The organism is Amycolatopsis sp. La24 (genome assembly GCF_029087445.1).
GTDB lineage: Bacteria > Actinomycetota > Actinomycetes > Mycobacteriales > Pseudonocardiaceae > Amycolatopsis > Amycolatopsis nivea.
Genome location: NZ_JARACH010000003.1, coordinates 269270 through 295325, shown reverse-complemented (window position 1 = coordinate 295325; position 26056 = coordinate 269270). Strand labels below are relative to the sequence as shown.

The window sequence follows — 26056 nt, the reverse complement described above, 5'->3', positions numbered from 1 at the left end:
TCCATGCCCGCGACCAATCTGTCCGACACCTCCACCTGGCTCCCGCTCGACGGGCTCGCCCCCGGCTTCGACGCCAACAAAGCGGCCACTGTGGACGATCTCGACAACCAGTCGTTCACTTTGGACTGTGCCGACGGCGGCACGTTCTCGATCAGCTTCACCGGCGGCCGCGCGTCGTGGAACGAGGACGGCGCCACCGGCGAGACCGCTTCCGAGACGTTCCTCGTCGACGCCGGACTGTTCTACGTGCAGTTCCACCCCGGCGCGGAAACCTCGTACAGCCTGCTGCTGGACGTGCGCCAGGGCCGCGCACTAGTCGTCACGAGCACGATCGGCGACGGACTTCCCCGGGTGACGCAAAGGTTCCGTCCTGCGACCATCCAGGGCCGCGAGGCGCACGGCGAGGAAATCGCGCCCAGCACCGCGCTGATCGGCCGCCGCGTGCAGTGGGTCTACAGCGAAGAGCACGCGTACGAGCACGTTTACCTCACCCCGCACTGGTACACCTGGCAGTGCCTTTCCGGCCCGGAGCGCGGTCTCGCCGACACCGACGAGAATTCCGTCTACCAGATCCGGCCCGGGATCTACGTGTTCACCTGGCGCGAGAAGGTCATCCCGTGCGCGTCGGTGACCGTGGCCGACCACCGGAACGTGCGGGAACTGCGGTCGCACGGTTCGCTGTTCGGACTGGGCGAGGACGGCAAGTCGCCGACGCACTTCACCTTCGGCGCGTACGGCCGGCTGCTCAGCAACACTGTTTATTCGCCGGACTACGACCCCGCTGGACAGTGACCCGTGGCGCCTGAACTGCTCCTCACCAACGCCACTGTGTACACAGTGGACGAAGATCGGCCGTGGGCGGCCTCGCTCGCGGTGGAGAACGGCCGGGTGAGCACCGCCGAGGCCGGTCCGGACACCGAGGTCGTCGATCTCGGCGGCGCGTTCGTGCTGCCAGGTTTCGTGGACGTGCACAGCCACCACGCCCTCGCCGGCCGGGAATTGTTCGAGCTGCGCCTGGAAAGCGGCGCGGGCCTGGACGAAATCCTCGCCGCGGTCAGGGAATGGTCGGCCGGGCTCGGTCCGGACGAATGGGTCGTCGGCGGCGCCTGGCCGTCCACTTTGGCCCCCGAACTCGGCCACGAGTCCGTGCGGCGGGCACTGGACGAGGCGGCGGGCGGCCGTCCGGTGGTGCTGATCGAGGACAGCAGGCACAACCGGTGGGCGAGCAGCCGGGCGCTCGAACTGGCCGGGATCACCGCGGCCACACCTGACCCGACCGGCGGGACGATCCACCGCGACCTCGACAGCGGCGCGCCGACCGGTCTGCTGATCGAGACCGCGGGCTTGGCGGTGGAGCGGGCGATGCGGGACACGCGCACGCTCACCGCCGAACAACACGCCGAAGCGTCGCGACGGGCGATCGCGATCCTGCACTCTTACGGCATCACCGCGTTCCAGGACGCCGGGGCCACCCTCGACATCCTCGCCGCGCTGAAGACGCTGGACGACGCGGGCGAACTGGCCGCGTGGGTGGTGTCGTCGATGCTGGTCAACGACCCGATCTTCGGCGCGGACCCGATCGGCGAACCACTGCTCGACCGGGCCGCGGCGTACCGCAGCGAGCACCACCGGCCGGACTTCGTGAAGATCTTCCTCGACGGCACCCCGCCCGCGCACACCGCGGCGTTCCTCGAGCCGTACCTGCACCACGAGTGCTTCTGCGGCGACACCACGATGCCGCCGGAGGAACTCGCGAAATGGCTGGATGTCGCCGTCTCGGCCGGGCTGTCGGCGAAGATCCACTGCGCCGGCGACGCTGCCGTCCGGGCCACTTTGGACGCTGCCGGAAACCTCCGCGCCCGCGGCGACTACACGACGAAAATCCAAGTGGCGCACGGACAATTCATCCACCCGGACGACCTGGAGCGGTTCGCGACGCTCAACGTGTCGGCGGACATCTCGCCGTTCCTCTGGGTGCCCGGCGTGATCCCGGACGCCATCGCCCAGGTGATCCCCGCCGAACGCGCGGCGCGCATGCAGCCGAACCGGACACTGCTGGACACCGGCGCACTCGTCGCCGGAGGTTCGGACTGGCCGGTGAGCGAATCCCCGAACGCCTGGGAAGGCATCGAGGGCCTGATCACGCGGCAGGACCCGTACGGCAAGCACCCGGGGAGCCTGTGGCCGGAGCAGGCGATCACGCTGGCCGAGGCGATCCAGGTGTTCACGCTGAACTCAGCCCGCGCATGCGGACTGGACGACGTGACGGGGTCGCTGACGCCGGGGAAGTCGGCGGATTTCGTGGTGCTGGACCAGGATCCGTTCAAGACCCCGGCAAACGAACTGGCCGGGATCACGGTGCGGGAGACGTGGTTCGGGGGGAAGCGGGTTTTCGCGCGGGACTAGGGCTCGTGCGTGGTTGTCCCGGTCCTAACCGGGATAACCACGCACAAAGTCCTCCACCGTCTCGCCGCTCTCCCCTTGCACCAGCAGCAACAAGCGCGCGGGTACGCCTGCCGCGGCGTAGGCGGCCAGCCGGTGGTGTCCGTCAAGGACGACGCCCAGCACGAACCGTTCCGGCCACTCGGCGCTGATGTACCTGTCCTCCGCCCAGGCCAGCAGCAACGCCGCCGGCCGCCCGCCGCGGGCGATGGCTTCGGCGTACCGGCCGACGGTCACCGGGTCCAGCGCGTTCAGCGGTTGCGACGGAACCACGCTGCCGTACGCCGGCATCTCGCCGGGAATCGCCCGCGGGACTTGGAAATGCTCGATGCCCGGCCAGTCGGGGTCCCCCTCCCACGCACTGCGCGTCTCGGTTCTGCGCAGCCACCACCACGACTGCTCCGCCGTCCGCACTCGTTCCAGCGGCAGATCGGCCAAGAGCATCCGGTAGTGCCCAGTCTCCAGCTCCTGCAGCAGCGGTTCCAGCGCGCGCACTGTCGCGGTGGTGAGTTCCCGCGGCCCAGCGAGGACTTCCCGTACCTGGTCGGCGCCGGCCAGCGCTTCGGCGGGACCGAAGCCGAGCAGGTGCAGCGTGGTTTCGCAGGTCTCGCACCCGGAGCCGACGCCAAAACGCGCCCGATCCCCGATGTACAGCGTCTGATCCCAGCGCGGCCACGTCGGTCCCGGCGACGGCGCGTCGAACTCGACGCGCACCCGGGCCCGGCCTTCGTCGACGGAAAACCGCAGTGCGGAAGGAGAATCGGGGGCCACGTCGCGCACCTCGGGGACTGGCCCGGCGGTGTGGTCGAGCGCGGCCCAAACCCGGCGGATATCGTCGGGCGCGGGCAGCAACGGAGACCGTCCGGTGAGCCGGACCAGTGCCCGGTGGACGTCCCAGGCAGGCTGCTCCGGGCCGTTCGCCAGCCAGTCGAGCAGCACCGGGACGGCGGCCGGGTCGCCCATTTCCTCCAGCGCGACCGCCAAGAAGGTGTGCATGAGCCCGGCGGACGCGAAAAGCCGCCGGGCGATCGGCACCGTCCATTCGCGCGCGCCGATCCGGGCCAGTGCGAGCGCCGCCCGGCCGCACAGATCGTCGTCCTTCAGCAGCGCACCGAGCGCTTTCGCCCGCCGCCGGGCACCGGACAACCCCGCCGCGTCGATGACCGGCGGCTGATATCCCAGCTCCTTGATCAGCTGATCCAGCACGGGTTCGGGCACCGGCAGGCCTCGCCGCACCACGTCCTCGAGCAGCCGGGCCGTGCGGAGCTGGGTCAGCAGATCGAGCAGGACCGGATCGCTGTCCGTCCCGAGCAGGTACAGCAGGTAATGGAGGTGTCGCCGCTGGTCGTCGTTCGCCGCCGGGTACAGCTCGCCCGCGCGCACAGCCAACGCGGCCCGTTCCGAAGACGGGCCGGCAGCCAAAACGTCGAGCTTCGAATGGTCGGCGGCGAGAAGATCATCCACGCAACGAGCCTACCGACGCCCGCGCGCGATTTACGCCAGCAGAAACTCCGCCACCCGCTCCCCCATCAGCACCGCGGGTGCGTTCGTGTTCCCGCTGATCACCCGCGGCAGCACCGAAGCGTCCGCGACCCTCAGCCCGGACACTCCGCGCACCGCCAGCGTCGGGTCCGTCACCGCCAGCTCGTCGGTCCCCATCCGGCACGTGCCCACCTGGTGGTGATACGTGATCGCCGTTCGCCGGACGTACTCCCGGATATCTGCCGGTCCCGGGTACAGCTCCCGCGCGCCCCATTCCTCGGCCAGTGCCGGGGCGCCGCCGATCAACCGGCACTGTTCCACCGACGCGACCAGGCTCTCGAAGTCCGCCGGGTGCGCCAGCGCGGCCAGGTCGATCAGCGGCATCTCGGCCGGATCCGTGCTGCGCAGCCGCAGCGTTCCCCGGCTTTGCGGCGTGATCATGCCCGCCATCAGCGAGAACCCGGTCGCTGGCCCGGTCATCCACGGTTCGTACATCGGCACGCTGAAGTGGATCGGCTGCGTGTCCGGCACCGCCAGGCCCGGGCGGCTGCGCCAGAACAGATGCGTCTGCGTCACCGAAAGCCCGGTCTGCGGCGGCGCGACCGCGCGCCGGTCGGTGGCGAAGATGACCGGCGACAGCAGGTGATCGTGCAGGTTCTCGCCGACCCCTGGCAGATCCGCCACAACGTCCAAGCCCAGCGCGGCGACGTCGTCAGCCGGGCCGATTCCGCTGCGCAGCAGGATCGCCGGGGACGCGAGGGCGCCAGCGGCGAGCACGACCTGGTCGGCGAACAGCGACTCCAGTTTGCCGTCGATCTCCGCCAGCACGCCGATGCAGCGGTCGCCCTCGAAAATCACGCGATGCACCAGCGCGCCAGTGTGGACGGTCATCTGGCCGGCGACCGGTTCGGCGTAGCAGAGCCAGGTGTTGCGCCGCCGTCCGCCGGACATGGTGACCTGCTGCACGGAGACGCCGTCGAGGGTGCCGCCGTTGTAATTGTCGTTGAACGGCAGGCCGATCTCCTGCGCTGCGTCCACAATGGACTGCTGGATCGGCTGCAGTGGATCGTGCTGTTCGAGGTCGAGCAGGTCGCGTTCGATCCGCTCGTACACCGGGCGCACGTCGTCCCAGGTCCAGCCAGGCAGCGCCCAGCCGTCGTAGTCCGCCGCCGCGCCGCGGACCCAGATCATCGCGTTCAGCGAATGCGAGCCGCCCAGCACCTTGCCGCGCGGCAGGTGCAGCCTGCGGTTCCCGGCGTGCGGCTGCGGCACCGTGTAGTAGTCCCAGTCCTCGGCGGCGTGCCACAGTTCCGCCGCGCGCGACGGGTCGTGGATCGCCGCGTTCGTGTCCGGTCCGCCCGCCTCCAGCAGCGTCACCTTCGCGCCCGCGTCGACCAGCCGCCGGCACACCACCGAGCCCGCCGAACCCGCACCCACCACGATCACGTCCATGTCCTGATCCTGGCCGGTCCCCCGGCCGCGCCCGGAATTGTCTTCACTCGCCGACAACGGGCGTGCCCTCGCGGACAAGACCGCCCGCCCGCCGCGCGCCGATACTCGGGAGCGACCAGAAGACCGGGACTAGGGAGCACCATGGCGACACGCCTGTTCATCGACGGTCAGTGGACCGAGGCCGGCGGGGAGCCCATCCCGACCCGCGATCCGGCCACCGGCACGGTTCTCGAAGACGTCGGGACGGCGACGCGGGCCGACGTCGACGCCGCGGTCGCCGCCGCGCGCCGCGCGCTGACCTCGCCGGAGTGGGCCGGGCTGGCGCCGGTGCAGCGCGCGAAACTGCTGTTCCGCCTCGCCGACCTCGTCGACGAGCACCACGAGGAACTCGCCGCGCTGGAAACCCGCGACCAGGGCCAGCCGATCGGCATCTCGCGCCAGGTGAGCGTCACCGGCGCGGCCGAGCACCTGCGGTACTTCGCCGGCTGGGTGACGAAAATCCAGGGCACCACGAACCCGGTTTCGTTCCCGGACACCCTGCACTACACGCGCCGCGAGCCGGTCGGCGTGAACGCGCTGATCACGCCGTGGAACTTCCCGCTGATGATCCTCGTGTGGAAGCTCGCGCCCGCGCTCGCCACCGGAAACACCGTGGTGATCAAGCCGAGCGAGGTCACGCCGCTGACCAGCATCCGGCTGGTACAGCTGGCGGAGCAGGCTGGTATCCCAGCGGGCGTCGTCAACCTGGTCACCGGCGACGGCCCGGTGGGCGCGCTGCTGAGTTCGCACCACGACGTCGACCACGTTTCCTACACCGGTTCCACCGCGGTCGGGAAGCTGATCACCGCGGCGAGCGCGGAGTCCAACCTCAAGCGGCTCACCCTCGAACTCGGCGGCAAGGCCCCGAGCATCATCGCCGCCGACGCCGACCTGGACGCCGCCGTCGCGGGCAACCTCGCCGGCGCGACGCTGAACACCGGGCAGGTCTGCGCGGCGTACACGCGGTTCTACGTCGACCGCAAGCGCGAACAGGAGTTCGTGGAGAAGATGGCCGCCGGGCTGGCGGGCCTGCAGGTCGGCCCCGGTTTGGAGGAGACGACCCAGGTCGGGCCGCTCGTGTCGGACAAGCACCGCAGGCACGTCGCGAACCTGGTGGCGACCGGCCGTTCCGAAGGCGCGGACCTGATCACCGGCGGCTCGGAAGTCGACCGCGACGGCTACTTCTACCAGCCGACGCTCTTCGCGGGCGTCACCGACTCGATGACGATCATGCGCGAGGAGATCTTCGGCCCGGTGCTGGCGGTGACGCCGTACGACGACCCGGACGAGCTGGTCGCGCGCGCGAACGACACGCAGTACGGCCTCGCCGCGACCGTGTGGACCCGCGACATCCGTACCGCGCAACGCTATGCGGACGGCATTCGCGCGGGCGCGGTGTTCGTGAACATGCCGCCGATCCCGGACATGGCCGCCCCGTGGGGTGGGTACAAAGCGTCGGGCTGGGGCCGCGAAATGGGTCCGTGGGCGCTGGACGCGTACACCGAGACCAAGGCCGTTTGGCTGCACTACGGCTACTGAACGCTTTTGGGGCTCGGCGGTCTGCCTCGGACTGCCGAGCCCCGTTCAGCGGGCCAGTTCGGCCAGCGACAGCAGCAAATGCGCCGACTCCGGGTACCAGATGTCCGAATGCGCCCCGGCTGGATTCCACCACCGCCCGCGCCGGAACCGCCACCCCGACTCGACGTTGACGATCCGCCGGTCCATTTCGGACCGTGAATACTCCGCCGATACCTTGTGCAGCACCGTGTTCGCGACCTCGTCGGCCGGAGCTTTCACCCCGACGTTCCCGATCCCACGCACGCCCTCCGCCAACCGGTGCCACAACCCGGTCGCCCGGTCAAACCGGGACCTGGTCAGCACGACCGGCCCGTTGATCGGCGCGGCACGCAGCACCGGAGCGAACCGGTTCGTGAAGATGTCCGGCCGCGCCGCCATCTGGAACACCAGCAGAGTGTCCACAGTGTACGGATAACGCGGGTCAGCCCGATCCCACCCGAGAACCGGCGGACCGTCGCCCGCCGCGGCCTGCACCGCTTCCACGACGAACCGGCCGCCGAAGGAATGGCCGACGCAATGCAGATACTGCCCGGTGACGGTCCGCAAACTCGGCGCGCTGCCCGGAAATTGACGTTCCGCGTTCAGATATCCGAGCAATTGGCCGAGCGCCTCCGCGGCCCGCCCGTCGGTGGTCATCGCATGCGCCCGGTCGCGGATCCGCCGGTACCCGGTCAGGAACGGGTTGCTCATCGACGGCCACCGCACCATGACGTAAAACCCTTGCCACGCACCGAGTCCTTCGTAAGACCCAGCCGCGTGCCGTTCCTCCAGCAGCCCGAAGAACTGCCGCGCCCGCCGGTCCGCCGTCTCCCGGTTGTTCTGCCAGCCGTGCACGAACACGACGATGTCGGTCGCCGTCGCCGGAACCTCCAGCCACCGGGCCAGAAAACGCGGCACCGCCTCGGCGGGCACCGGTTCGCCGGTTTCCGGATCCACGAAATCGCCGTGCTCGTCGAGGTCAAGGATCACCGGTTCGGTCACGGTCGCCCTTCCTGCCACAGATGCACGTCGATCCCGCGGTACAGCGAAAACATCAGCCCGAGCGGATTGTGGTGTTCGTCGGCGAACGCGCGCGCCAGCGAGCGCACGATGTCCCCCAGTTTCGCGCCCGTATCGATGAATTCGGTGAACAACCGCCGCGAATACTCGCACGCGAACGCGGGCGGCAGGTCGATCTGCGGGCCGATCAGGCAGCGTCCGCCGTTGCCCAGCAACGCTTTGCCGAAGGCCGAGTAGAACGCCGACGTCACCTGTCCGCCCTGGCACGCCCCGACGTACACGAACGGCTTCGTCGGCAGCGGCGCTTCCTCCAGCCACGCGGTCAGATCGGTGCCGTAGATCCGTTCGCCGTCGCCGAGTTTCAGATACGGTTGTTCGATCAGCCCGCCGGACCCGCTTACCTTGCCGTGGCAGCCGAAATACGTGACGTGGTCGGCGAAATCGCGGCTGCGGAAATGCGCGGCGAGCGTTTTCTTGTCCGGTCGCAGCACGACTTCGGCGCGGCCGTGGAAGAAGTCGACCACCGGCGCGATGTAGGGCGTCTCCGGGAATTGCCGGTCCACGCCGTGGTCGACGTTGAGCCCCACGACCGGTTTGCCGCCGTCCACGGTGATCCGCGCGTCGAAGTCGTCGACCCGGGAGAAGGTGTGCTCCACGACGTGCCGGTAGCCCCAGAACCCGGCGAGCGACCAGTTCTCGTCGTCCGGGTACTCGTCCGGCCGCCGCGGCGAGGTGTACAGCATGCCCCACGGCACGATCAGGCTGTCCGATTCGATGCTGATCACGTTCTCGCCCTCCGCGAGCGCCAGTTCGAGCAGCGCCCGGATCCGCTGCAGCCCGCGATCCGGACCGGCGAACAGCAGCCGGTACATCAGATAGCCGGCGTCCGCGAGGGCGAAACCGGCGCGGCGCAACAGTTCCGGTCGCTGCGACAGGTCCCAGTCGTCGGCGAACGGGTGGCGGCGCGGCCCGCGCTCGGTCCGTTCGGCGACGTCCACGACGTGCCGCTGCCAGGTTTCGCGGAGGATGTCGATCCGGGAGTTCAGCTCGCCGAGGCTGTGCGCGATCCGGCCCTGGTACCCGCCGCCGCCGTCCTCCGGGAACGCGCTGCCCCACGCTTGCACGAGAAGCCCCGGCACCCCGGGGAACTCGAGGAACCGCAGGTTGACCGTCCGCGCCCGGTTGTACGGCGGCACCGCGACGCGGCTCAGCCCGGCGGTGTTGTCGACGGTCACCTCGGCGCTCAGCTGGCGGGTCATGACGGCACCTCCACCGGCAGCGCGGCCGCGATTTCCAGGAGCAGCTGGGCGTCGTGCTCACGGTAGATCCGGAACACCAGCCGCAGCGGCCCCGGCGCGACCGGGACGACGTCGAACTCCGCCGGCTCGCGCAGCCGGTCGCCGGTGATCCAGCCGACCCGCGACATCGGCTGGGCCGCCCCGGGCGCGGCGTCGAGCAGCACCCGGACGCGCACGACGCCGGCCGGCGCGCTCGCGGGTTCCTTGCGCCGCACCGAAACCGCGACCCGCACCGCCCGCCCGACGACCACCGGATCGTCAGACCGGCATTCGACGGTCGCCTCCAGCAGGCCCGGTCCCGGCGGCGGGCCGTCGTCCGGCGGTGTCGCGTCCGGCGGCCGTCTGCCCGCCCAGAGCACCCGCCGGGAGGAGAACGGCGGCAGCCCCGAAACCTCGCCCGGCACCGGATACCCGGTCCGGCCGGTGCGCCAGGTAGCGGGCCGCGAATCCGCCCGGCGGGAATCCACGCGCCGGGAATCCACCCGACGCGAGTCGACGCGCCGGGAATCGACCCGGCGCGAATCAATCCGGCGCGAGTCGACCCGCGCGCTGAGCACCGTGCCGTAAACCTGTGCTTGCGGCCCTTCGAGCTGGATGTCCTCAACGGGCTTCGCGGCATCAGCAGTGACCGGCGGCGGCAACGTCACCGAAATCCGCTCCGAAAGAAACTCTTCCCCAGCCAGCGGTCCGTGCAGGATGACCAGCCCGCTCTCCGCGTCGACGACGTCCACCAGCAACCGCAACCGGCCCAGCACCGCCTCGTTGCCCTGCGCGGTCGCCAACGCCACCGCCGAACCCAGCGCGTCCAGCGTGGCACTCAGGTTTCCGTTGCGGTACGCGGAAAGCGCGGCATCCACGGCAGCCCCCAGGCCCAGGTGCGGACCGACCGGTGCCTGGGCCAGATGCGCCGGATCATCGGTCAGCCGCACGGAAACGGTCTCCGCCTCCGACTGCACCGAGCCCTGCTGCGCCCACATCGCGACCAGCTGATGGTCCCGCTCGATCGCCAACCCCGACGGCACGAGCAAGCTCAGCGCGTACTCCCTGGTTTCCCCTGGCGTCCACTGCCCGAGATCGAGGCCTTCCTCGCTGATTCGCCGCTGCGGCAGGGGTTTATGCAACTCTCGCGGAGCCAGCTGGCTGACCCGGTACACCACGCACCCCGGCGATTCCCGCACGAACAGCCGCATCGGACCGCCGCCGGAGCCAGCCGTGACCGTCACCTTCACGGTCGTGCTGGAGGTGCGCGACGGCAGGTAACGGGGGTAGTGCACCACGACTTTCGGCTGTGCGGCCGAGACCGGTCGCGGCACCTCGAGGCCGCGCACCCGCCCCGCATGGTCCCGCAGCGCTGGCCACGCCCGGTTCGCCTGCTCCCAATAGACCTGCGCGAGGTCGTGCTTCACCTGGCGCAAGTCAGGAAACCGGGTGGCAGCTGCGGGATTCTCGGCGGCCAGCCGCAGCAGCGTTTCCCCGACCACCGCGGTGAGCCGGCTCTGCGCGTCCTCGTCCAGGTTCAGCTCGCCGAGTCGAACCCACGCGGCAGCGGCTTCGTCGAGGCTCGGCAGTTCCGTCTCACCTGGCACGAGCGCGGCGAGCGCCCGCACCGCGCCGATCCGAGCCGTCAAGCCCGACGCCGCGGGTACTTCGTCCAGAACCGCGGCGGCACCGACCCGATCACCCTGCCCGAGCCGGATCCGGGCAAGCCCGAACGCCGCCGCGACCATGGACCGGTCGCACACCCACACCGCTTCGTAGTAGCGCGCCGCGGCCGCCGCCAACCCTCGCAGTTCGGCGCAGAAACCCAGCGCCAGCAACGGTGCCAGCTCGCCCGGCACCAGCCGCGCGCACTCCCGGTACTGGTTCTCGGCGTCGTCCAGCGAGCCCGCGTCCAGCAGGATCGCAGCGCTGCGCCAGGCCGCCGAGACTTCCTCGGATGCGGTGAAGAGAGCCATGGGCAAGGCAGCCCGGACGTCGTCGTCCCGAAGGCGATCGTCGGCGCGCAACGGCGGTTCCGGCCCCCAGGCTTCCCACTCCGGAACCCCGAGCCCCGCCGCGGCGAGCTCGCGAGGTTCGGCGAACACCCGCGACACGACCGGACGCGGCACGCGCGTGCGCTGGCTGAGCAGCTGCCGCAGCACCCCGCGCAGTTGTTCGGCCATGTCGTAGGCGGTGACGAACCGGTCCTCGTAACGTGCGGTGGCCCGGTCGATCAGCACCTGAAGCATTTCCCGGCCAAGACCGCCGTACGACCCGGAACACTCCCGCAGCAGTTCCTCGAGGGTGCGGCCGACCGAGTAGAGATCCGACCGGACGCTGATGCCTTCCCGGTCCAGCTCGGACCGCGGCGGCTGGTAGCCCGGCGTGCCGACGATCGCGCTGTCCCGGTCGTCCTGCCGCCGCACAGAGCCGAGGTCGACGAGCGTGATCCGATCGCCGTCCTGCAACACGTTGTCCGGCTTCACATCGACGTACAGCAATCCCCGAGCGTGCAGGTACCCGACCGCCTCGAGCAGCTGCAGCCCGTATGCGGCGACATGCTCCGGACGCAGCCGCTTCGCGCGCTGGAGGACCGACCGCAGCGAAATGCCGCGCACGTACTCCATCACCAGATACCCACTGGGCCTGCCGGTTTCCGGGTCCGGGTGTTCGACGTGCGCGAGGGTGCGGACGACGTTCGGATGGTCCAGTTCCAGCAACTGCGGGACGACGGCGGACTGCGCGGCGGCCAGCGCGCCGCCGCGGTCCCGTTCGCCGACCAGGGTTTTGAGCACCACGAACCGGCCGCCCTCGGCCTCGTCGCGGGCGAGGTAGATCCAGCTGAACCCGCCGTGCGCGATGCAGCCGAGCACCCGGTACCGGCCGGCGACGACCGTGCCCTGTTCCAGCGTCGGCAGGAAGGTGAACGGCGTACCGCAGCGCACGCAGTAGCCGCGCACCCGGCCAGGCCGCCCGGCCTCGCCGCGGCCCACCGGATTGCCGCATTCCCCGCAGAACCGGTGCCGTTCCGGCAGTGCCGCGTCGGGCAGCACGGCGTCGAACGGGTCCGGCGGCGTCGCTTTCGGCAGCGAGACCCGGAGGTCCCCGGGCGCGGGCCGGCTGCCGGTGCGGACGAGGAGTTCGTCGAGCCGGTCCTCGATCACCGAATCGTCGGTCACCCATTCGCGCAGCTGCGGGAAGTACGCCAGCACGGTGTCCGCCGGAACCAGCCGCACCGCGGTGTCGACCACCACGATGCCGAGCAGCCGCCCGGTGGTGCGGTCGAACGCCGGACAGCCGGACAGGTCCGGGTCGACGCCGCCCTCCAGCAGAGTGAGCGGCACCCGTTCGCCGTCCGCCGCACCGGTGGTGGCACGCACCCAAATGCCGTAGCCGAGGCGGAGCGGAAGGCTGTGGATCCGGACTTCCCGCCCGGATCCGACCTTCCGCCGGAGTGCCGCGCCGCCGATCACCGGAGTGTCCAGTTCGAGCAGCGCCAGGTCGCCGCGCGCGCCCGCGAGCGGCGGGACCAGCCCGGCCAGCGCCGCGGAACCCGCCGACTCGACCCGGAAAGCGGTTTCGTCACGGGCCGCCCGGGAGCAGGTCAGGACGTACCGGCCGCCGATCAGCACGCCGGCGCCGAGGAGGCGGCCGTCGGCAGCGTGGATGCGCGTCTGCCCCGTATTCCACCCCAGATCAGCGGCCACGAGGTAAAACCTTACCCGGGAACGGCCTCCGGATCGTTCAGTTCGGGCAAAGCCGTCCGGTCACCCGGCGCGACGGGTCGCCCTCCCCGAATGGACGTATCGCGCGCGGCCCGAACCGTCGTCTCCCAGGAAGACCAGCGGCAGGTAGATTCCGCCCTGCGCCTCGCGAAGGATCAGCGTGTCGCCCTCGAGAAAGACCAGTTCGGATTTGCTGGCGGCGCTCAGTTCCGCGGCTGTCCCTTTAGGACGTTGCTCCAGCCAGACCCGGCCGTCGTCGTCCTGGGAGACCACGAGATCGGCGACCGTGCTGGCGTACGTGCCTAGGTACCGGTCGGCGGCGAACGGCTCCGGTTCGGCGGGCGGACGGGGCGGCAGCGACACCTCGACGCCGCCGAATTCCTTGAGCAGCGCGGGAACGAGGTCGGCGTACAGGCTCATCGCGTCGCCGCCGTTGGTCAGCAACGCCACGACGAGGTCGCTTTCCGGCACCAGCCGCAGGAACGCCGCCTGGCCGACGGTGTTGCCGTCGTGGCCGTAAACCTGGCCGGTCGGGGTGTCGAACAGCTCCCAGCCGAGACCCCAGGCATCGCCCATGATGCCAAGCGGCGGAAGGCTGACCTGCCGCTGCAGCATGGCCGCGGTGCTCTCCGCGCTCAATACCCCAGCGCCGCCCGCAAGGTGCATGCGGCCGAACGCGAGCAAATCCGCCGCGGACATCGCGAGCGACGACCCGGCCGGTCCGTTGGACCGCAGCATCGACCAGAACGGCGCGGGTACGAGGTCCGCGCCCGGTTCGGGTTCGAGATGCCCGATCGCGGCGCGGAAGCGGATCGCGTCGAGGGCGTTCGGGCAGAACTGCTGGAGCTTCAGCGGGGCGGCGAGGTATTCGCGAAGGCAGTCCTCGTAATGCTTGCCGCGCAACACTTCCACCAGCCGCCCGAGGACGACGTACCCGGCGTTGTTGTAGGAGAACAACTCTCCGGGCGGGAACAGCTGGGCGACGCCGTCGAGGGTTTCGACGAACTTCTCCACCGCGTCGTCGCCGGGGCCGGTGTCGGTGAAGAGATCGCCCTCGAACCCGGCGGTGTGGCTGAGCAACTGGCGCACGGTGATGGCCGCGTCGCCCAGTTTGAGGCCGGGGAGATAGTTCCGGATGGGAGCGTCGAGATCGACCAGGCCCTCGTCCACGAGCTGCAGGACGAGAGTGGCGGTCCACACCTTGGTGATCGAACCGATTTGGAATACCGAATCAGCCGTAGCGGTGACGCCAATGCCGAGATTCAGCACCCCGGCGGCCGCGGCGGCGGTCTCCTCGCCGACCGCGACCGCGATCACCGCGGCGGGGACTCGGTGGTGGTCCAGCAGCGCGGGAAGGTCCTGCTCCAGCCGCCTGCGGAGAGCGTCGAGCTTGTCCATCCCGGGAAGGTATCGCCGCGGCGGGAGCAAAAGTTCGTCTCAGGATGCGGAAAAATCCGCGCTCGACTGGAGCATCGGACTAACTGCTCAGACGAGCACCTCGCCCTCCCTCGCCACCACCCGGCCACCCGCGATCACCCACGACCGCACCGGCACCCGCATCAACGCGTCCGGCACGTTCTCCGCCGCCACCAACACCACATCCGCCCGGCAACCCGGCACCAGATCATGCCGCTCCCGGCCCACGAACGACGCCGCACGCCGCGTCGCCAGCTCCACCGCCGCCGTCAAATCCGCATCCCTCCGGCAGCCATGCAAGCGAGGCGAAGCCGGAAGAACCACCGGCCAACCCCCTCAGACGAGCACCTCCCCCTCCCGCGCCACCACCCGGCCACCCGCGACCACCCACGACCGCACCGGCACCCGCATCAACGCGTCCGGCACGTTCTCCGCCGCCACCAACACCACATCCGCCCGGCAACCCGGCACCAGATCATGCCGCTCCCGGCCCACGAACGACGCCGCACGCCGCGTCGCCAGCTCCACCGCCGCCGTCAGATCCTCATCCCTCCGCAAGCCGTGCAAGCGAGCGAAACCGAGCGCGATCTGCAGGATGTCGCCGTCGCCGTACGGGGACCACAGGTCGCGGATCCCGTCCGTGCCGAGGCCGACCGGGATCTCGCGCGCCGCCAGCTCAGCCCATGGCAGCGGAGCCACCCGCACCGGCGCGACCGTCGCCAGCGAGATGCCTGCCTCGGCGATCCGGTCGAGCAGCGCCGCCTGTCGCGCCGGGGGAACCTCGCCGAGCGCGAAGCCGTGCGACACGGTGACCTTGCCCTGCAGCCCGGTGCGCACGGTCCGGTCCGCGATCAGCTCGTACTGGAACGCGCCCAGCTCACCGCCGTCGTGCAGGTGGATGTCGAGGCCCACGCCGCGGCGCTCGGCGATCTCGAACAGTCCGTCGAGCTGGCCGACCGGGTCGCGGTCGATGCCCGCCGGGTCCAGGCCGCCGATCCGGCCCGCGCCCGCCGCGGCGGCCTCGTCGAGCAGTTTGAGCACACCCGGCCGCCGCAGCACGCCGTCCTGCGGGAAGGCCACGATCTCGACCTCCACCGCGCCGCCCAGCCGTTCCGCGGCCTCCTGCACGATCTCGATCCCGCGCAGGCCGAGCCCCAGGTCGACGTCCACATGGCTGCGCGCCGCGGTGGTGCCGTGCCGCAGGAATTCGCGCAGCACCGTCTCGGCGATTTCGATGCTCGGGATGCCGAGCGCGTCCCGTTCGGCCCGCTCGTGCGCGATGCGGCCTTCGGTGCTCGCGACGCCGCCGTAGGAGACCCACGGCTTGCCCCACCAGCTCTTGTCGACGTGGGCGTGCGAGTTGACGAACCCGGGCAGCGCGAGCAGCCCCGCGCCGTCGATCCGCTCGCCCTCGACCGGGGCGGAACCCGCGGGCCGGACGTCGGAGATGCGGTCGCCGTCGAGGACGAGGTCGGCCGGCTCGCCGCCCCACGGGCGCACGCCGGTCACAGTGAGAGAAGCCATGCTAATGGTATACCAAATTACCGAACAGCTGTCCCGTGAGCCTGGCCCTGACACTCCCAGGACCGAGGGGTACTGGCCGCGCCGCGCGACCGGCCGCACCATGGACGGCAGCCGCGACGGCACCGGCGCGGCGAGGAAAGAAGGGCGGAACATTGACCGACAACCTCCCCGGCGGGACGTTCACGTTGGCCGGGCGCACCGTCGCCCGCCTGGGATACGGCGCGATGCAGCTCGCCGGACCCGGCGTGTTCGGGCCGCCGAGCGACCGCGACGAGGCGCTCGCGGTCCTGCGCACGGCCGTCGAGCTGGGCGTGAACCACATCGACACGGCGGACTTCTACGGGCCGCACGTCACGAACGAACTGCTCCGCGAAGCGCTCGCGCCCTACGACGGGCTGCAGATCGTCACCAAGGTCGGCGCGGTGCGCGACGACCAGGGCGGCTGGATCCACGAGCGTTCGCCCGCGCAGCTGCGCGACCAGGTCGAGTCGAACCTGCGCAACCTCGGCGTCGAGGCGCTCGACGTGGTGAACCTGCGCGTCGGCGGCGGACCGGACGGCCACTCGCCGGTGCCGGGTTCGCTGGCCGAACCGTTCGGCGCGCTCGCCGAAATGCGCCAGGAAGGCAAGATCAAGGAACTCGGCGTGAGCGTGGTCGACGCCGAGCAGGTGGCCGAGGCGCAGTCGATCGCGCCGGTGGTCACCGTGCAGAACTGGTACAACGTGGCGCACCGCGGGGACGAGAAGCTGATCGAATCCCTTGCCGCCCAAGGGATTTCCTACGTTCCGTTCTGGCCACTCGGCGGGTTCAGCCCGCTGCAGTCCTCGACGCTGGACGACGTCGCCGCCCGGCTCGGCGCCAGCCCGAAGGCGGTCGCGCTGGCCTGGCTGCTGCACCAGTCGCCGAACATCCTGCTGATCCCCGGCACGTCGTCGGTCGCGCACCTGCGCGAGAACGTGGCGGCGGGCGAACTGGAACTGCCCGCGGACGCCTTGGCCGAATTGGACACCATCGCCGGATAACGGCGGATTCGGGGTGATGATTGTCAACCCGCGTCGACAATCATCGCCCCGAATCGCGGCGGAAAACTCCCCCGCAGCTCCCGGTGAACGGACCGCGAATTCTCCTCCGCGAACGAAATATTCACCGACGAACGACGGTACACCGGAATCCCCCGCGCGATTAGCGTGCTCGACGGCACTTTCCGCCACGCTAAGGAGAAAACGCGCCGATGAACGTCAAAACCGCCTGCGCCGCCATTCTCGCCGTCGCCGGGCTGATCGCCGCGCCTGCCACCGCCTCGGCCGCGCCAGCCGACTTGCCCAGCTACGACCAATGGCAGGCCGACGTGCGCGAAGCCGTCGATCCGGCCATTCCGTGGCTGACCGACCGGGTCGCGCAAGGCGGGTCCGGGCTGGCGATCGTGCTGGACATCGACAACACGTCGCTGGAAACCGAATACCACCCCGGCGAACCGAACCGGCCGGTGCTCGCGGTCGCGCAATGGGCAGGCGAGCACCACGTGTCCGTCCTCTTCGTGACGGCGCGGACCAGTTCTTCCTCGGCGCGCACGCAGCTGGGCAATGCGGGCTATCCGATCGACGCGATCTGCACCCGCAAATCCGGCGAGCACACCGCGGAAGGCAAGCAACGCTGCCGCGCGGACCTGACCGACCAGGGCTACACAATCACGGCGAACATCGGCAACCGGTCCACCGACCTCGAAGGCGGGGACTACGAAAAAGGCTTCAAACTCCCGGATTACGACGGCCAGCTTTCGTAACTCGCGAGCGGCGATCCCGGCGAGAACCGGGATCGCCGTTCACCGGCCCAGCCACTCCGCCAGCCCGACCTTCCCCCGCCACGCGCCTTCCGCGGGCACCAGGCTGTCCTTGCCCAGCACCGTCCCGAAGTACTTCGCGGCCGGGTCGGTCACCACCTCGCGCGGGTCCTTCCGCGCGGTCAGCACCCGCCGGATCCACTCGTCCATCGGCAGCACGTCCGGTCCGCCGATCTCGACGATCCCGCCGGCCGGCGGCTCGCCCGCGGCCCGCGCGACCGCCACCGCGACGTCCTCCGCCGCGATCGGCTGCGTGCCGCCGTCGGAGAGCCGCACCACGCCGTCGACCGTCGAGGTGTCCGCGATCGCGACCGCGAACTCCAGGAACTGCGTCGCGCGCACGATCGTGTAGTCCAGCCCGCTGTCCTGGATCAGCTTCTCCTGCGCGACCTTCGCCCGCAGATACCCGGAATCCGGCAGTTCGTCGGCACCCACGACGGACAGCGCGACGAAATGCCCCACCCCGGCTTCACGCGCCGCCTTGACCAGATTCCCGGTCGAACGCCGGAAGAACTCCATCACGTCGTCGTCCGCGAACGACGGCGAGTTCGACACGTCCACCAGCACGTCGGCACCCCGCAGCGCGCCGGACAGCCCCTCGCCGGTCAAGGCGTTCACGCCGGTGCTCGGCGCGGCGGCGACGACCTCGTGCCCCTCGAGCAGCCCCACGACCTGCGAGCCGATCCGCCCGGTTCCGCCGATGACGACGATCTTCATGCTCGTTCCCTCCGTTCCCGCCGCGGCGGCCGCCGCGAGCGTCGCCAGTCAGGACCGGACAGCGCGCCGAGTTGTGACACCCCGGCCCGCTAAGCTCGCGAATGCCCGCCGGAACAGGAAGGAACGCGCCGCCGATGGAGGAAATCGCCGAGGCCGCCTCGGTGTTCGCGCAGGTCCGGCCGCGGCTGTTCGGGATCGCCTACCGGATGCTCGGCAGCGTCGCCGACGCCGAGGACCTCTTGCAGGACGTCTGGCTGCGCTGGCAGACCTGCGACCGTTCGGCCGTCCGCAACCCGGGCGCGTTCCTCGCCACCACCACGACCCGGCTGGCCATCACCGCGAGCCAGACCGCGCGCGCCCGGCACGAAACCTACGTCGGCCCGTGGCTGCCCGAACCCGTCGATACCTCGGCAGACCCGCAGCTCGGCGCCGAGCGGGCCGCCGCGCTCGAGGTCGCCGTGCTGTTCCTGCTGGAAAAGCTCCCTGCGACGGAACGGGCGGCGTACGTGCTGCGCGAGGCGTTCGATTACCCGTACCAGCAGATCGCCGACATCGTGCAGACCACCGAGGTGAGCGCGCGCCAGCTGGTCAGCCGGGCGCGCAAACACCTCGCCGCGGAACGCCGGGCGCCCGTCGAACCGGCGGAACAGCGGCGGCTGCTCACCGCGTTCGTGGACGCCGCGCGCTCCGGCGACCTGGCGACGCTGGAGAAACTGCTCGCCGAGGACGTCGTCAGCTACTCCGACGGCGGCGGCGCGGTCCGCGCGACGCGGATTCCGGTGGTCGGCGCGGTCACGGTGGCGAAGTACGTCCGCGCGTTCGCCGACCGGTTCTGGGCCGGCGCCGAGGTGCGCTGGAGCGACGCCAACGGCCAGCCCGCGGCGGTGGTGAGCCACGGCGGAACCGTCACCGCGGTGCTCACCGCGACGGCGTCGGAGGAGGGCATCCACCGCGTGTTCTGGCTGATGAACCCGGCCAAGCTCGGGGCGTATCCCGCCTGAGCCCGGGGTACCCGGCGGGGATGAAGCGACCCGGCCCGGTGCGCTGGCTGCACTACGTCTACGGCGGGGTACTCCCCGAGGAGTACCGCGAGTGGGTGCTGTACGACGCGACCGCGAAGACCTGGGTGCTGCGCTTCGCGTTCCGGATCTTCGCCGAGGCGCTGCCCTGGCTGATCGCCGGCTACGTCGTCCTCACCCTGGTCACGCCGATGCCCGCCGGGATGATCGTCGCCGCGCTGCTGATCAGCCTGCTGCTGAGCCTGTTCCTCACCGTCACCAGCGCCGACGAACTCGCCGAGGTCCGGCTCACCAAGCACGGTTTTCCGCCCGGCACCGGGAAAGCGGTCCGCAAACGCCGCGGCGGTGCGTCGACCTGGCCGTGAGCCGGTCGCGTAACTGCAGGGTTACGCTTCCGCTGCGGACCTGGCCGCCAGCGCGATCGCCGACCCGGTGCGACGGGACATCCTGGCGCTCCTGCGACACCAGCGCCTGCCCGCCGGGGAAATCGCCGCGCGCTTCGCCATCAGCCGCCCCGCGGTGTCGCGGCATCTGCGTGTACTGCGGGAAAGCGGGCTGGTGCGCGACGAACTCGTGGGCAGGCAACGGTTTTACGCCCTCGACCTGCGAGGCTTCGCCGAACTCACCGCCTGGCTCACCCAGCTTCTCGCCCCGCCCGCCTGACAGCAGCGGCTCGACCGTCGCGACGACTGACTGTTTCGGCCACCGACGAATCCGGCGCCCGGAGGCTGGCGCTGCTGTTGGAGACCCCAGGCGCGGCAATGGAACGCCGAAGCCGGACTTCGCCGACTACCACCCGGCCAAGACGCCCTATTTCACCGAATTGGCCGGAAAACTTTCCTGACCATCCGTCAATATTCCACTTCGGACAGTCGGCGGCCGAACGAAATGTCCTTGAACGGCCAGGACTTCCTCGTTCGGCTGACAGCGGCGATCGGTGCGGAATCGCGCGACCGACTGCCGGATCCTCGGCGGCATATGGAGTACACTGCTGTACCAGTTACTTTCAGTAGTCCCGCGTGACGAGGTGTGGGCCGGTCCGGTGGGAGGTGCACGGTGGACGCGACACTGGGCAGCACGCTGGTCACCGAGGAGGACGAGGACGCGCGCACCGACGCCGAACTCCTCGCCGCCGTGCGCGCCGGAGATTGCCAGGCCGGCGGGGAATTGTTCCGGCGGCACGTCACGCTGATGCGCCGCGTCGCCGCCGGTTTGGTGCGCCAGCAAGCCGAACGCGACGATCTCGTCGCCGAAGCCTTCGCCCGCGTGCTCAGCACGGTCGCGGCGGGCGGCGGCCCGGAATCGAACGCGCCCGCGTATCTCGTGGCCACCATGCGAAATCTCTTCGCCCGGTGGAGCCGCCACGAAAACCGCATCGATCTCTACGCCACGGTTCCGGAACCCGTAACTCTGGACGGCGGCGCTGACGAACTCGCAGTCATGCGCTCCGAAGACCGGCTGGTGTGGTCGGCGTACCGAACCCTGCCCGGCCGCTGGCGCACGGTGTTGTGGCGGATGTCCGCCGAGGGCAACACCCCGGCGGAACTCGCGCCGGTGCTCGGCGTTTCCCCGAACGGCGTCGCGGTGCTCGCCCGCCGCGCCCGAGAGGGACTGCGGCAGGCGTACCTGCAAGTCCAGGTGCCGGACGCGGAATTGCCGCAGTGCCAAGAAGTCCGCCGCCGGATGGGCGCGTGGCTGCGCGGCACCCTGCCCGCCCGCCGGGCCGGAGTCCTCGCCGGACACCTCGCGGTGTGCGGGCAGTGCCACGCGGTCGCCGCCGAACTGGCCGAGGTCAACCGCGAACTGCCCCGGATGACCGGCTGCTGCGACCCGGCGATCCCGGAACCCCGCTAACCCCAGCCGCGCCAAGCAGCCCGCGAGGTTCGTGAGGGGAACCCTGACGGAATCTGATTCCCCCAGGGTTCCCCTCACGCACCTTCCGGCGCCCCGCTTGCCAGATTCTGCGTGATCAGGTTGACCATGAAGGCAAACCGGTCATGCCCGGCACCGGCCGTCAACTCCGCCGCGTACCGCCGGGTGTGCGGGAACTTCTCCTCCGAGAGCCCGCTGAACCGCTCCATCAACTCCTCCTGGCTGAGCACCCACTCGCCGCCGTGCTGCTGCCGTTGCTGGACGAGCGACCGCTCCCAGGCGTACGCGGTGACGTAGAGCGTGAGCGAGTCCAGCGCCCACGCGGCGGTCTGCGGTTCGATGCCGCCGGCCAGCAGGATCGCGAAAATCCCTTCGCTGACCCGCAGCGTTTCCAGATGCGTCGGCACCATCGCCAGCGCGGCGCGGGAGACGCCGGGGTACTTCAGGTACAGGTCGCGGATCTGCCCGTAGACGTCCAGGACCTGCTGCCGCCACTTCGCCGGGTCCGGTTCGGGCAGGTCGATCTGCGCGCAGAGCCTGCCGATGAGCAGATCGTCGAGGTCCTCTTTGTTGACGATGTGCGCGTACAGCGAGGACGGTCCGGTGCCGAGCACGGCGGTGACCCGGCGGACGGTCAGCGCGTCGTAGCCCTCGGTGGCGACGACCTGCAGCGCGGCGTCGGTGATCCGGTCGACCGTGATGGGTTCTTTCCGCGGTTTCGGCGGGGCCTCGGCGGACGCGTGCCGGGCGGCGCGGCGCTCTCGGGGGGCAGCGGGCATGGCGTCACTATAGCTTGACACGAACTTAGTTCGTCATTTAGAACTTAGTTCGTGACTACTGAACTTAGTTCGTCAACGCGCGCCGAGCCGCTTCCGCTGGTCCAGGCGTGGCTCGTGCTGGCGGTCGTCGTGATCGCCGATCTGATGGACCTCATCGACACCAGCGTCGCCGCCCTCGCCGGCCCCTCGATCCGCGCTGACCTGGGCGGCGGGCCGATGACCCTGCAGTGGGTGCTGTCGGCCTACACCGCGGCGTTCGCGCTCGGCCTCGTGACGTCCGGCCGCCTCGGCGACCTGCTCGGCAGGCGCAGGCTGTTCCTGCTCGGCATGACCGGCTTCACCCTCGCGTCGCTGGCCTGCGGCCTCGCCCCCGGCCCCGGGTTCCTGATCGGGGCCCGCGTGTTCCAGGGCCTGTTCGGCGCGGCGATGATCCCGCAGGGCATCGCGCTGGTGAAGGTCGTCTTCCCGCCCGATCAGCTGCGCAAAGCCCTGATGCCGTTCGGCCCGATCATGGGCCTGGCCACCGTCGCCGGGCCGATCCTCGCCGGCTGGCTGCTGCACCTGAACCTGTTCGGCAGCGAATGGCGCTCGATCTTCCTGATCAACGTCCCGTTCGGCATCCTCGCCGGACTGCTCGCCCTGCGCGTGCTGCCGCGACACAGCGGCGAGGACCGCGGCGCCCGCCTCGACCTGTGCGGCGTCGGCCTGCTCACCGCCGCGTCAGCGCTGCTCATCGTCCCGCTCATCCAAGGCCGCGAACTCGGCTGGCCTGCTTGGACGTACGTGCTGATGGCCGCCGGTGTCGTCGCCTTCGTCCTCTTCGCCAGGTCGGAACGCCGCAGCAGCCACCCGGTCATCGCACCGTCCCTGTTCGCCAAGCGCGGTTTCGTGTTCGGACTGCTGATCACCGGCGGGTTTTACGCCTCGCTCAGCGGCTTCGTGCTCGTCGTGAACCTCTTGCTGCAGTCCGGTCTCGGCTGGACGCCGCTGCAATCCGGGTTCGCGCTGCTCCCCTGGGCCGCCGGCACCGCGATCGCGACCCTGTTGTCCGGCGCGGTGCTCGCCGCGAAACTCGGGCGCGCGTCCCTCCACTTAGGACTGGCCATCGCGGTTGTCGGCTTGCTCGCCCTGTGGTGGTCGATCGCGCACTGGGGCGCCGCCATCACCATCTGGCAGCTCGCCCCCGCCCTCTTCGTCACCGGCGCCGGTTCCGGGCTGTTGTTCATCCCGCTCTTCGATTTCATCCTCGGCGACGCGACGTCGGAAGAAGTCGGCAGCGGTTCCGGAATGCTCAACGCCGCCCAGCAATTCGCCGGAGCCATCGGTGTCGCCGCGCTCGGCACGGTCTTCTTCGCCCGCGTCGGACCTGCCGCCGCACCGTCCTGGATCCCTGCCGCTGAACTGGTTTTCGGCCTCTGCGCCGGTCTCTACCTCGTGGCGCTGGCCCTCGTCGGATTCCTCCCGAAACACACCGCCCACTGAAACGAGCGACGCAGTGTCGAAAACCGCCCTGATCACCGGAACCAGCCGCGCCGCCGGCCTCGGTTTCGCCATCGCCCGGCTTCTGGCCGGGCAGGACTACCACGTCGTCCTCACCGCCCGGGACCTCGCCCGCGCCGAATCCCTTGCCGCACAACTCCCGAACGCCACCGCATTACGGCTCGACCTCGCCGATCTCGCCACCATGACCGCCGCCGCCGACCAGGTGGCCGAAACCTTCGGCCACCTCGACGTATTGATCAACAATGCCAGCGACGTCGTCGATTTCGCGACGCTGTCCGCGCTCGACGTCGATCTGCCCGCCGTCCGATCCGCATTGAACATCGACGTGCTCGGCCCGTGGCAGCTGACGCAGCTGCTGCTTCCTTCGCTGAAAGCGGCTCCGGCCGCCCGGATCGTCAATGTTTCCAGCATTTCCGCGCTGCAGATCTCCACCGGGCTCGACCTCGGCGCGAGCCTCCGCGCGCCAGCGCATTCCTTCGCCAAGCACGCGCTGAACACCCTGACCGGCGTACTCGCCTCGGCGCTGCGGGACACCCCGATCCTCGTCAACGCCGTCGATCCGGGAGAAACCGCCACCCATCCCGAACGCGGCGACGAGGACACGGCCCGCCCGGCGAGCGAAAGCGCCCGCGGCGTGGTGTGGGCCGCGACGTTGCCGGCCGGTGCTCCCACCGGCGGCCTCTTCCGGGATCGCGAACTGGTGCTGTCGCTGCTGCCCGGCACAGAAAACACCGCGGGCCCGGACCGTGACCGGCCCGAGCCCGCGGCGGGAAAACCCTTAACGCGCCAGGATCAGTGACCCAGGTGCAGGCTGTCCAGGTGCACGTTGCTCGCGTGCGACTCGAGGCCGCCCGCCACGTCGTGCAGGTGGTTCTGGACCTCGTTGAGCACCGGCGCGGCGTGCGAGGCGTCCGGCAGCTCGCCGGTCGTCGCGTGCTGGGCACCGGTCTCGACGGCGTCCTGAACGGTGTTCGTGACGTGGTGCGCAGCCGCGTTGACGGCCGGCGCGTGCGCGGTCGCGCCCTCGATGGCGTGGGTCAGCGAACCCGCGTTCGGGGCGGCCGGCAGCGCCGGAGCGTGCGGCAGCTCGCCGACGCCCGGGACCGACGGGGCGGCCGGCAGCGCGCCGACACCCGGAACCTGCGGCAGCTCGCCCGCGCCCGGCACGGCCGGAAGCGAACCGACACCCGGGACCTGCGGCAGCGAACCGACACCGGGCACCTGCGGCAGCTCGCCCGCACCCGGCACCGCCGGGACGGCCGGGAGACCCGGAACCGCGCCGGTCGCGTGGTCCAGCGTGCCGGACAGGTCGCCGGCCTGGGTCAGGTCGCCGGTCGCCTGGGTCAGGTCCGCGCGGAGGCTGTCCTCGTGGACGCCGACCGGGGTCGAGCCGATCGCCTCGTTGACGGTGCCCAGCAGGTGCGAGCCGCCCTGGCGGACGTCCTCGACGATGCCGCTGACCGGGCCGCCGACGACCGGGAGCTTGCCGGACTCGGCCACGACGGCCTTCCAGGTCAGCGCGTCGCCGAGGTGGTTGGTGGTCGCGTCCACCGCGGAGCCGACGAGCTTGCCGTCGAAGACGTGCTCGCCCACCGCGTTGACGGTGTTCTGCGTGTCGATCGCGGCGGCGTCGACGATCGGGCCGACGACCGGCACCGAGTGGGTCGCCTCGGCGACGTGGTCCAGCACGCCGGAGACCGCGCCCAGCGCGCCGTGGGTGACGGTGTTCAGGCCGGTCGCGTCCGCGACGTTGCTGACGCCCTCGAAGACCGGGCTGAGGTTCGGCAGGGCGCCGGCGAGACCGCCGAGGCCGTCGCCGACCTGGTGCGCCACCGGCTCGGCGGCGGAGTTCGCCTGGTCGAAGGCACCGCCCAGGTCAGCGGACGGAACGCTCGGCGCGGCGGGCACGCCCGGCACGGCCGGGATGCTCGGCGCGGCCGGGACGCCCGGCGCCGCGGGGACGGCCGGGACGGCGGGAGCGGCGGGCAGCGGGGCGCTGTCCATGACCAGCGGCATGATGTCCTGCACGTCCGAGGGGTTCAGCTCGCCCAGACCGGCGCCGTTCAGCACCCCCTGCGGGTCGGCCTTGTACTCCGCCAGCGACTGCGGGTCGTTCAGCAGGTTCAGCGCGAATTCGTGCAGCGTCTGCACCGGGCCCATAGTTTGTATTCTCCTGTGGTGACAACGGATCGGGGTGGGGTGTCCGAGAAACGGACGAGCCGGCCCCAGAGCCGGCTCCTTTTCCGAACATAGGACGCCGCCGAATGCCCGCCATCGGGGGGTCACCCGGGTTAGCCGGGGCACCCACTAGGGACTTCGCCGCTCCCCCGATTAGGGGCATTAGGGGATTCGGCGCGTCCGCGCTGGTCACAGGGCTGCCGTCGTGCCACCC

The 26056-nt window shown here is 70.6% G+C and carries 22 protein-coding genes; 11 read left to right on the top strand and 11 right to left on the bottom strand.

The window, feature by feature from the left end; all coding sequences use genetic code 11:
* The first annotated feature begins 3 nt into the window (after positions 1-3).
* Both PUT80_RS06595 and PUT80_RS06590 read left to right on the top strand, forming a co-directional pair.
* Positions 4-792 carry a molybdenum cofactor biosynthesis F family protein gene (locus PUT80_RS06595; protein ID WP_134664934.1) on the top strand — a complete coding sequence of 263 codons (789 nt, stop codon included), beginning with the start codon at positions 4-6 and terminating at the stop codon, positions 790-792.
* Positions 793-795: 3 nt separating this feature from the next.
* Positions 796-2406 carry an amidohydrolase gene (locus tag PUT80_RS06590; RefSeq protein ID WP_275291389.1) on the top strand — a complete coding sequence of 537 codons (1611 nt, stop codon included), beginning with the start codon at positions 796-798 and terminating at the stop codon, positions 2404-2406.
* 24 nt (positions 2407-2430) lie between these two features.
* Here the strand turns inward: PUT80_RS06590 and PUT80_RS06585 are convergent, their stop codons facing one another.
* Both PUT80_RS06585 and PUT80_RS06580 read right to left on the bottom strand, forming a co-directional pair.
* The gene (locus PUT80_RS06585) at positions 2431-3906 is read right to left on the bottom strand and encodes a hypothetical protein (protein ID WP_275291388.1); all 1476 of its coding nucleotides are present in this window, start codon (positions 3904-3906) and stop codon (positions 2431-2433) included.
* A 30-nt stretch (positions 3907-3936) separates the two neighbouring features.
* On the bottom strand, positions 3937-5376 hold the full coding sequence (locus PUT80_RS06580; protein WP_275291387.1) for a GMC family oxidoreductase N-terminal domain-containing protein: 1440 nt from the start codon (positions 5374-5376) through the stop codon (positions 3937-3939).
* A gap of 141 nt (positions 5377-5517) precedes the next feature.
* Between PUT80_RS06580 and PUT80_RS06575 the strand changes: the two genes are divergently transcribed.
* Positions 5518-6954, top strand: coding sequence for an aldehyde dehydrogenase family protein (locus PUT80_RS06575; RefSeq protein ID WP_037817773.1), 1437 nt, complete (start codon positions 5518-5520; stop codon positions 6952-6954).
* A gap of 45 nt (positions 6955-6999) precedes the next feature.
* Here PUT80_RS06575 and PUT80_RS06570 read toward each other — a convergent pair whose 3' ends face one another.
* The 6 genes from PUT80_RS06570 to PUT80_RS06545 all read right to left on the bottom strand — a co-directional run bounded on the left by PUT80_RS06570 (position 7000) and on the right by PUT80_RS06545 (position 15934).
* A complete protein-coding gene (locus PUT80_RS06570; RefSeq protein ID WP_275291386.1) occupies positions 7000-7974 on the bottom strand; it encodes an alpha/beta hydrolase in 975 nt (324 codons plus the stop codon).
* Positions 7971-9251: a hypothetical protein gene (locus tag PUT80_RS06565; RefSeq protein WP_275291385.1), complete on the bottom strand. Its 1281-nt coding sequence runs from the start codon at positions 9249-9251 to the stop codon at positions 7971-7973. Before PUT80_RS06565 ends, PUT80_RS06570 begins: the two co-directional genes overlap by 4 nt.
* Positions 9248-12976, bottom strand: coding sequence for a serine/threonine-protein kinase (locus PUT80_RS06560; protein ID WP_275291384.1), 3729 nt, complete (start codon positions 12974-12976; stop codon positions 9248-9250). The genes PUT80_RS06565 and PUT80_RS06560 overlap by 4 nt, the downstream gene beginning before the upstream one ends.
* 60 nt (positions 12977-13036) lie before the next feature.
* Positions 13037-14392: a serine hydrolase domain-containing protein gene (locus PUT80_RS06555; protein WP_275291383.1), complete on the bottom strand. Its 1356-nt coding sequence runs from the start codon at positions 14390-14392 to the stop codon at positions 13037-13039.
* A gap of 87 nt (positions 14393-14479) precedes the next feature.
* Positions 14480-14683: a hypothetical protein gene (locus tag PUT80_RS06550; protein WP_275291382.1), complete on the bottom strand. Its 204-nt coding sequence runs from the start codon at positions 14681-14683 to the stop codon at positions 14480-14482.
* A gap of 63 nt (positions 14684-14746) precedes the next feature.
* On the bottom strand, positions 14747-15934 hold the full coding sequence (locus tag PUT80_RS06545; RefSeq protein WP_275291381.1) for an amidohydrolase: 1188 nt from the start codon (positions 15932-15934) through the stop codon (positions 14747-14749).
* 152 nt (positions 15935-16086) lie between these two features.
* Between PUT80_RS06545 and PUT80_RS06540 the strand changes: the two genes are divergently transcribed.
* Positions 16087-16956, top strand: a complete 870-nt coding sequence (locus tag PUT80_RS06540) for an oxidoreductase (RefSeq protein WP_037817769.1) — start codon at positions 16087-16089, stop codon at positions 16954-16956.
* Positions 16957-17165: 209 nt separating this feature from the next.
* Positions 17166-17717 carry an HAD family acid phosphatase gene (locus tag PUT80_RS06535; protein ID WP_037817768.1) on the top strand — a complete coding sequence of 184 codons (552 nt, stop codon included), beginning with the start codon at positions 17166-17168 and terminating at the stop codon, positions 17715-17717.
* 39 nt (positions 17718-17756) lie between these two features.
* Here the strand turns inward: PUT80_RS06535 and PUT80_RS06530 are convergent, their stop codons facing one another.
* Positions 17757-18491, bottom strand: coding sequence for an SDR family oxidoreductase (locus tag PUT80_RS06530; RefSeq protein WP_037817767.1), 735 nt, complete (start codon positions 18489-18491; stop codon positions 17757-17759).
* Positions 18492-18625: 134 nt separating this feature from the next.
* Between PUT80_RS06530 and PUT80_RS06525 the strand changes: the two genes are divergently transcribed.
* From PUT80_RS06525 to PUT80_RS06510, 4 genes are all read left to right on the top strand, one after another.
* Positions 18626-19492 (top strand): RNA polymerase sigma-70 factor, encoded by an 867-nt coding sequence (locus tag PUT80_RS06525; protein WP_134664956.1) that lies wholly within the window; start codon positions 18626-18628, stop codon positions 19490-19492.
* A gap of 20 nt (positions 19493-19512) precedes the next feature.
* Positions 19513-19875: a DUF5313 family protein gene (locus tag PUT80_RS06520; RefSeq protein WP_037817763.1), complete on the top strand. Its 363-nt coding sequence runs from the start codon at positions 19513-19515 to the stop codon at positions 19873-19875.
* 13 nt (positions 19876-19888) lie between these two features.
* Complete coding sequence (locus PUT80_RS06515; RefSeq protein WP_308196584.1) at positions 19889-20173, top strand: metalloregulator ArsR/SmtB family transcription factor; 285 nt, start codon at positions 19889-19891, stop codon at positions 20171-20173.
* Positions 20174-20566: 393 nt separating this feature from the next.
* Positions 20567-21364, top strand: coding sequence for a sigma-70 family RNA polymerase sigma factor (locus tag PUT80_RS06510; protein WP_107051165.1), 798 nt, complete (start codon positions 20567-20569; stop codon positions 21362-21364).
* Positions 21365-21438: 74 nt separating this feature from the next.
* On the opposite strand, the gene PUT80_RS06505 is transcribed toward PUT80_RS06510, so the two are convergent.
* Positions 21439-22161: a TetR/AcrR family transcriptional regulator gene (locus PUT80_RS06505; protein ID WP_037820749.1), complete on the bottom strand. Its 723-nt coding sequence runs from the start codon at positions 22159-22161 to the stop codon at positions 21439-21441.
* Between the two features lie 51 nt (positions 22162-22212).
* Between PUT80_RS06505 and PUT80_RS06500 the strand changes: the two genes are divergently transcribed.
* Together PUT80_RS06500 and PUT80_RS06495 are read left to right on the top strand one after the other, a co-directional pair.
* Positions 22213-23643, top strand: a complete 1431-nt coding sequence (locus PUT80_RS06500) for an MFS transporter (protein WP_275291380.1) — start codon at positions 22213-22215, stop codon at positions 23641-23643.
* Between the two features lie 13 nt (positions 23644-23656).
* Positions 23657-24463 carry an SDR family NAD(P)-dependent oxidoreductase gene (locus PUT80_RS06495; protein ID WP_238604645.1) on the top strand — a complete coding sequence of 269 codons (807 nt, stop codon included), beginning with the start codon at positions 23657-23659 and terminating at the stop codon, positions 24461-24463.
* Here the strand turns inward: PUT80_RS06495 and PUT80_RS06490 are convergent.
* A complete protein-coding gene (locus PUT80_RS06490; RefSeq protein ID WP_238604644.1) occupies positions 24457-25824 on the bottom strand; it encodes an IniB N-terminal domain-containing protein in 1368 nt (455 codons plus the stop codon). The two genes, PUT80_RS06495 and PUT80_RS06490, sit on opposite strands and share 7 nt — an antisense overlap.
* Between the last annotated feature and the right edge of the window lie 232 nt (positions 25825-26056).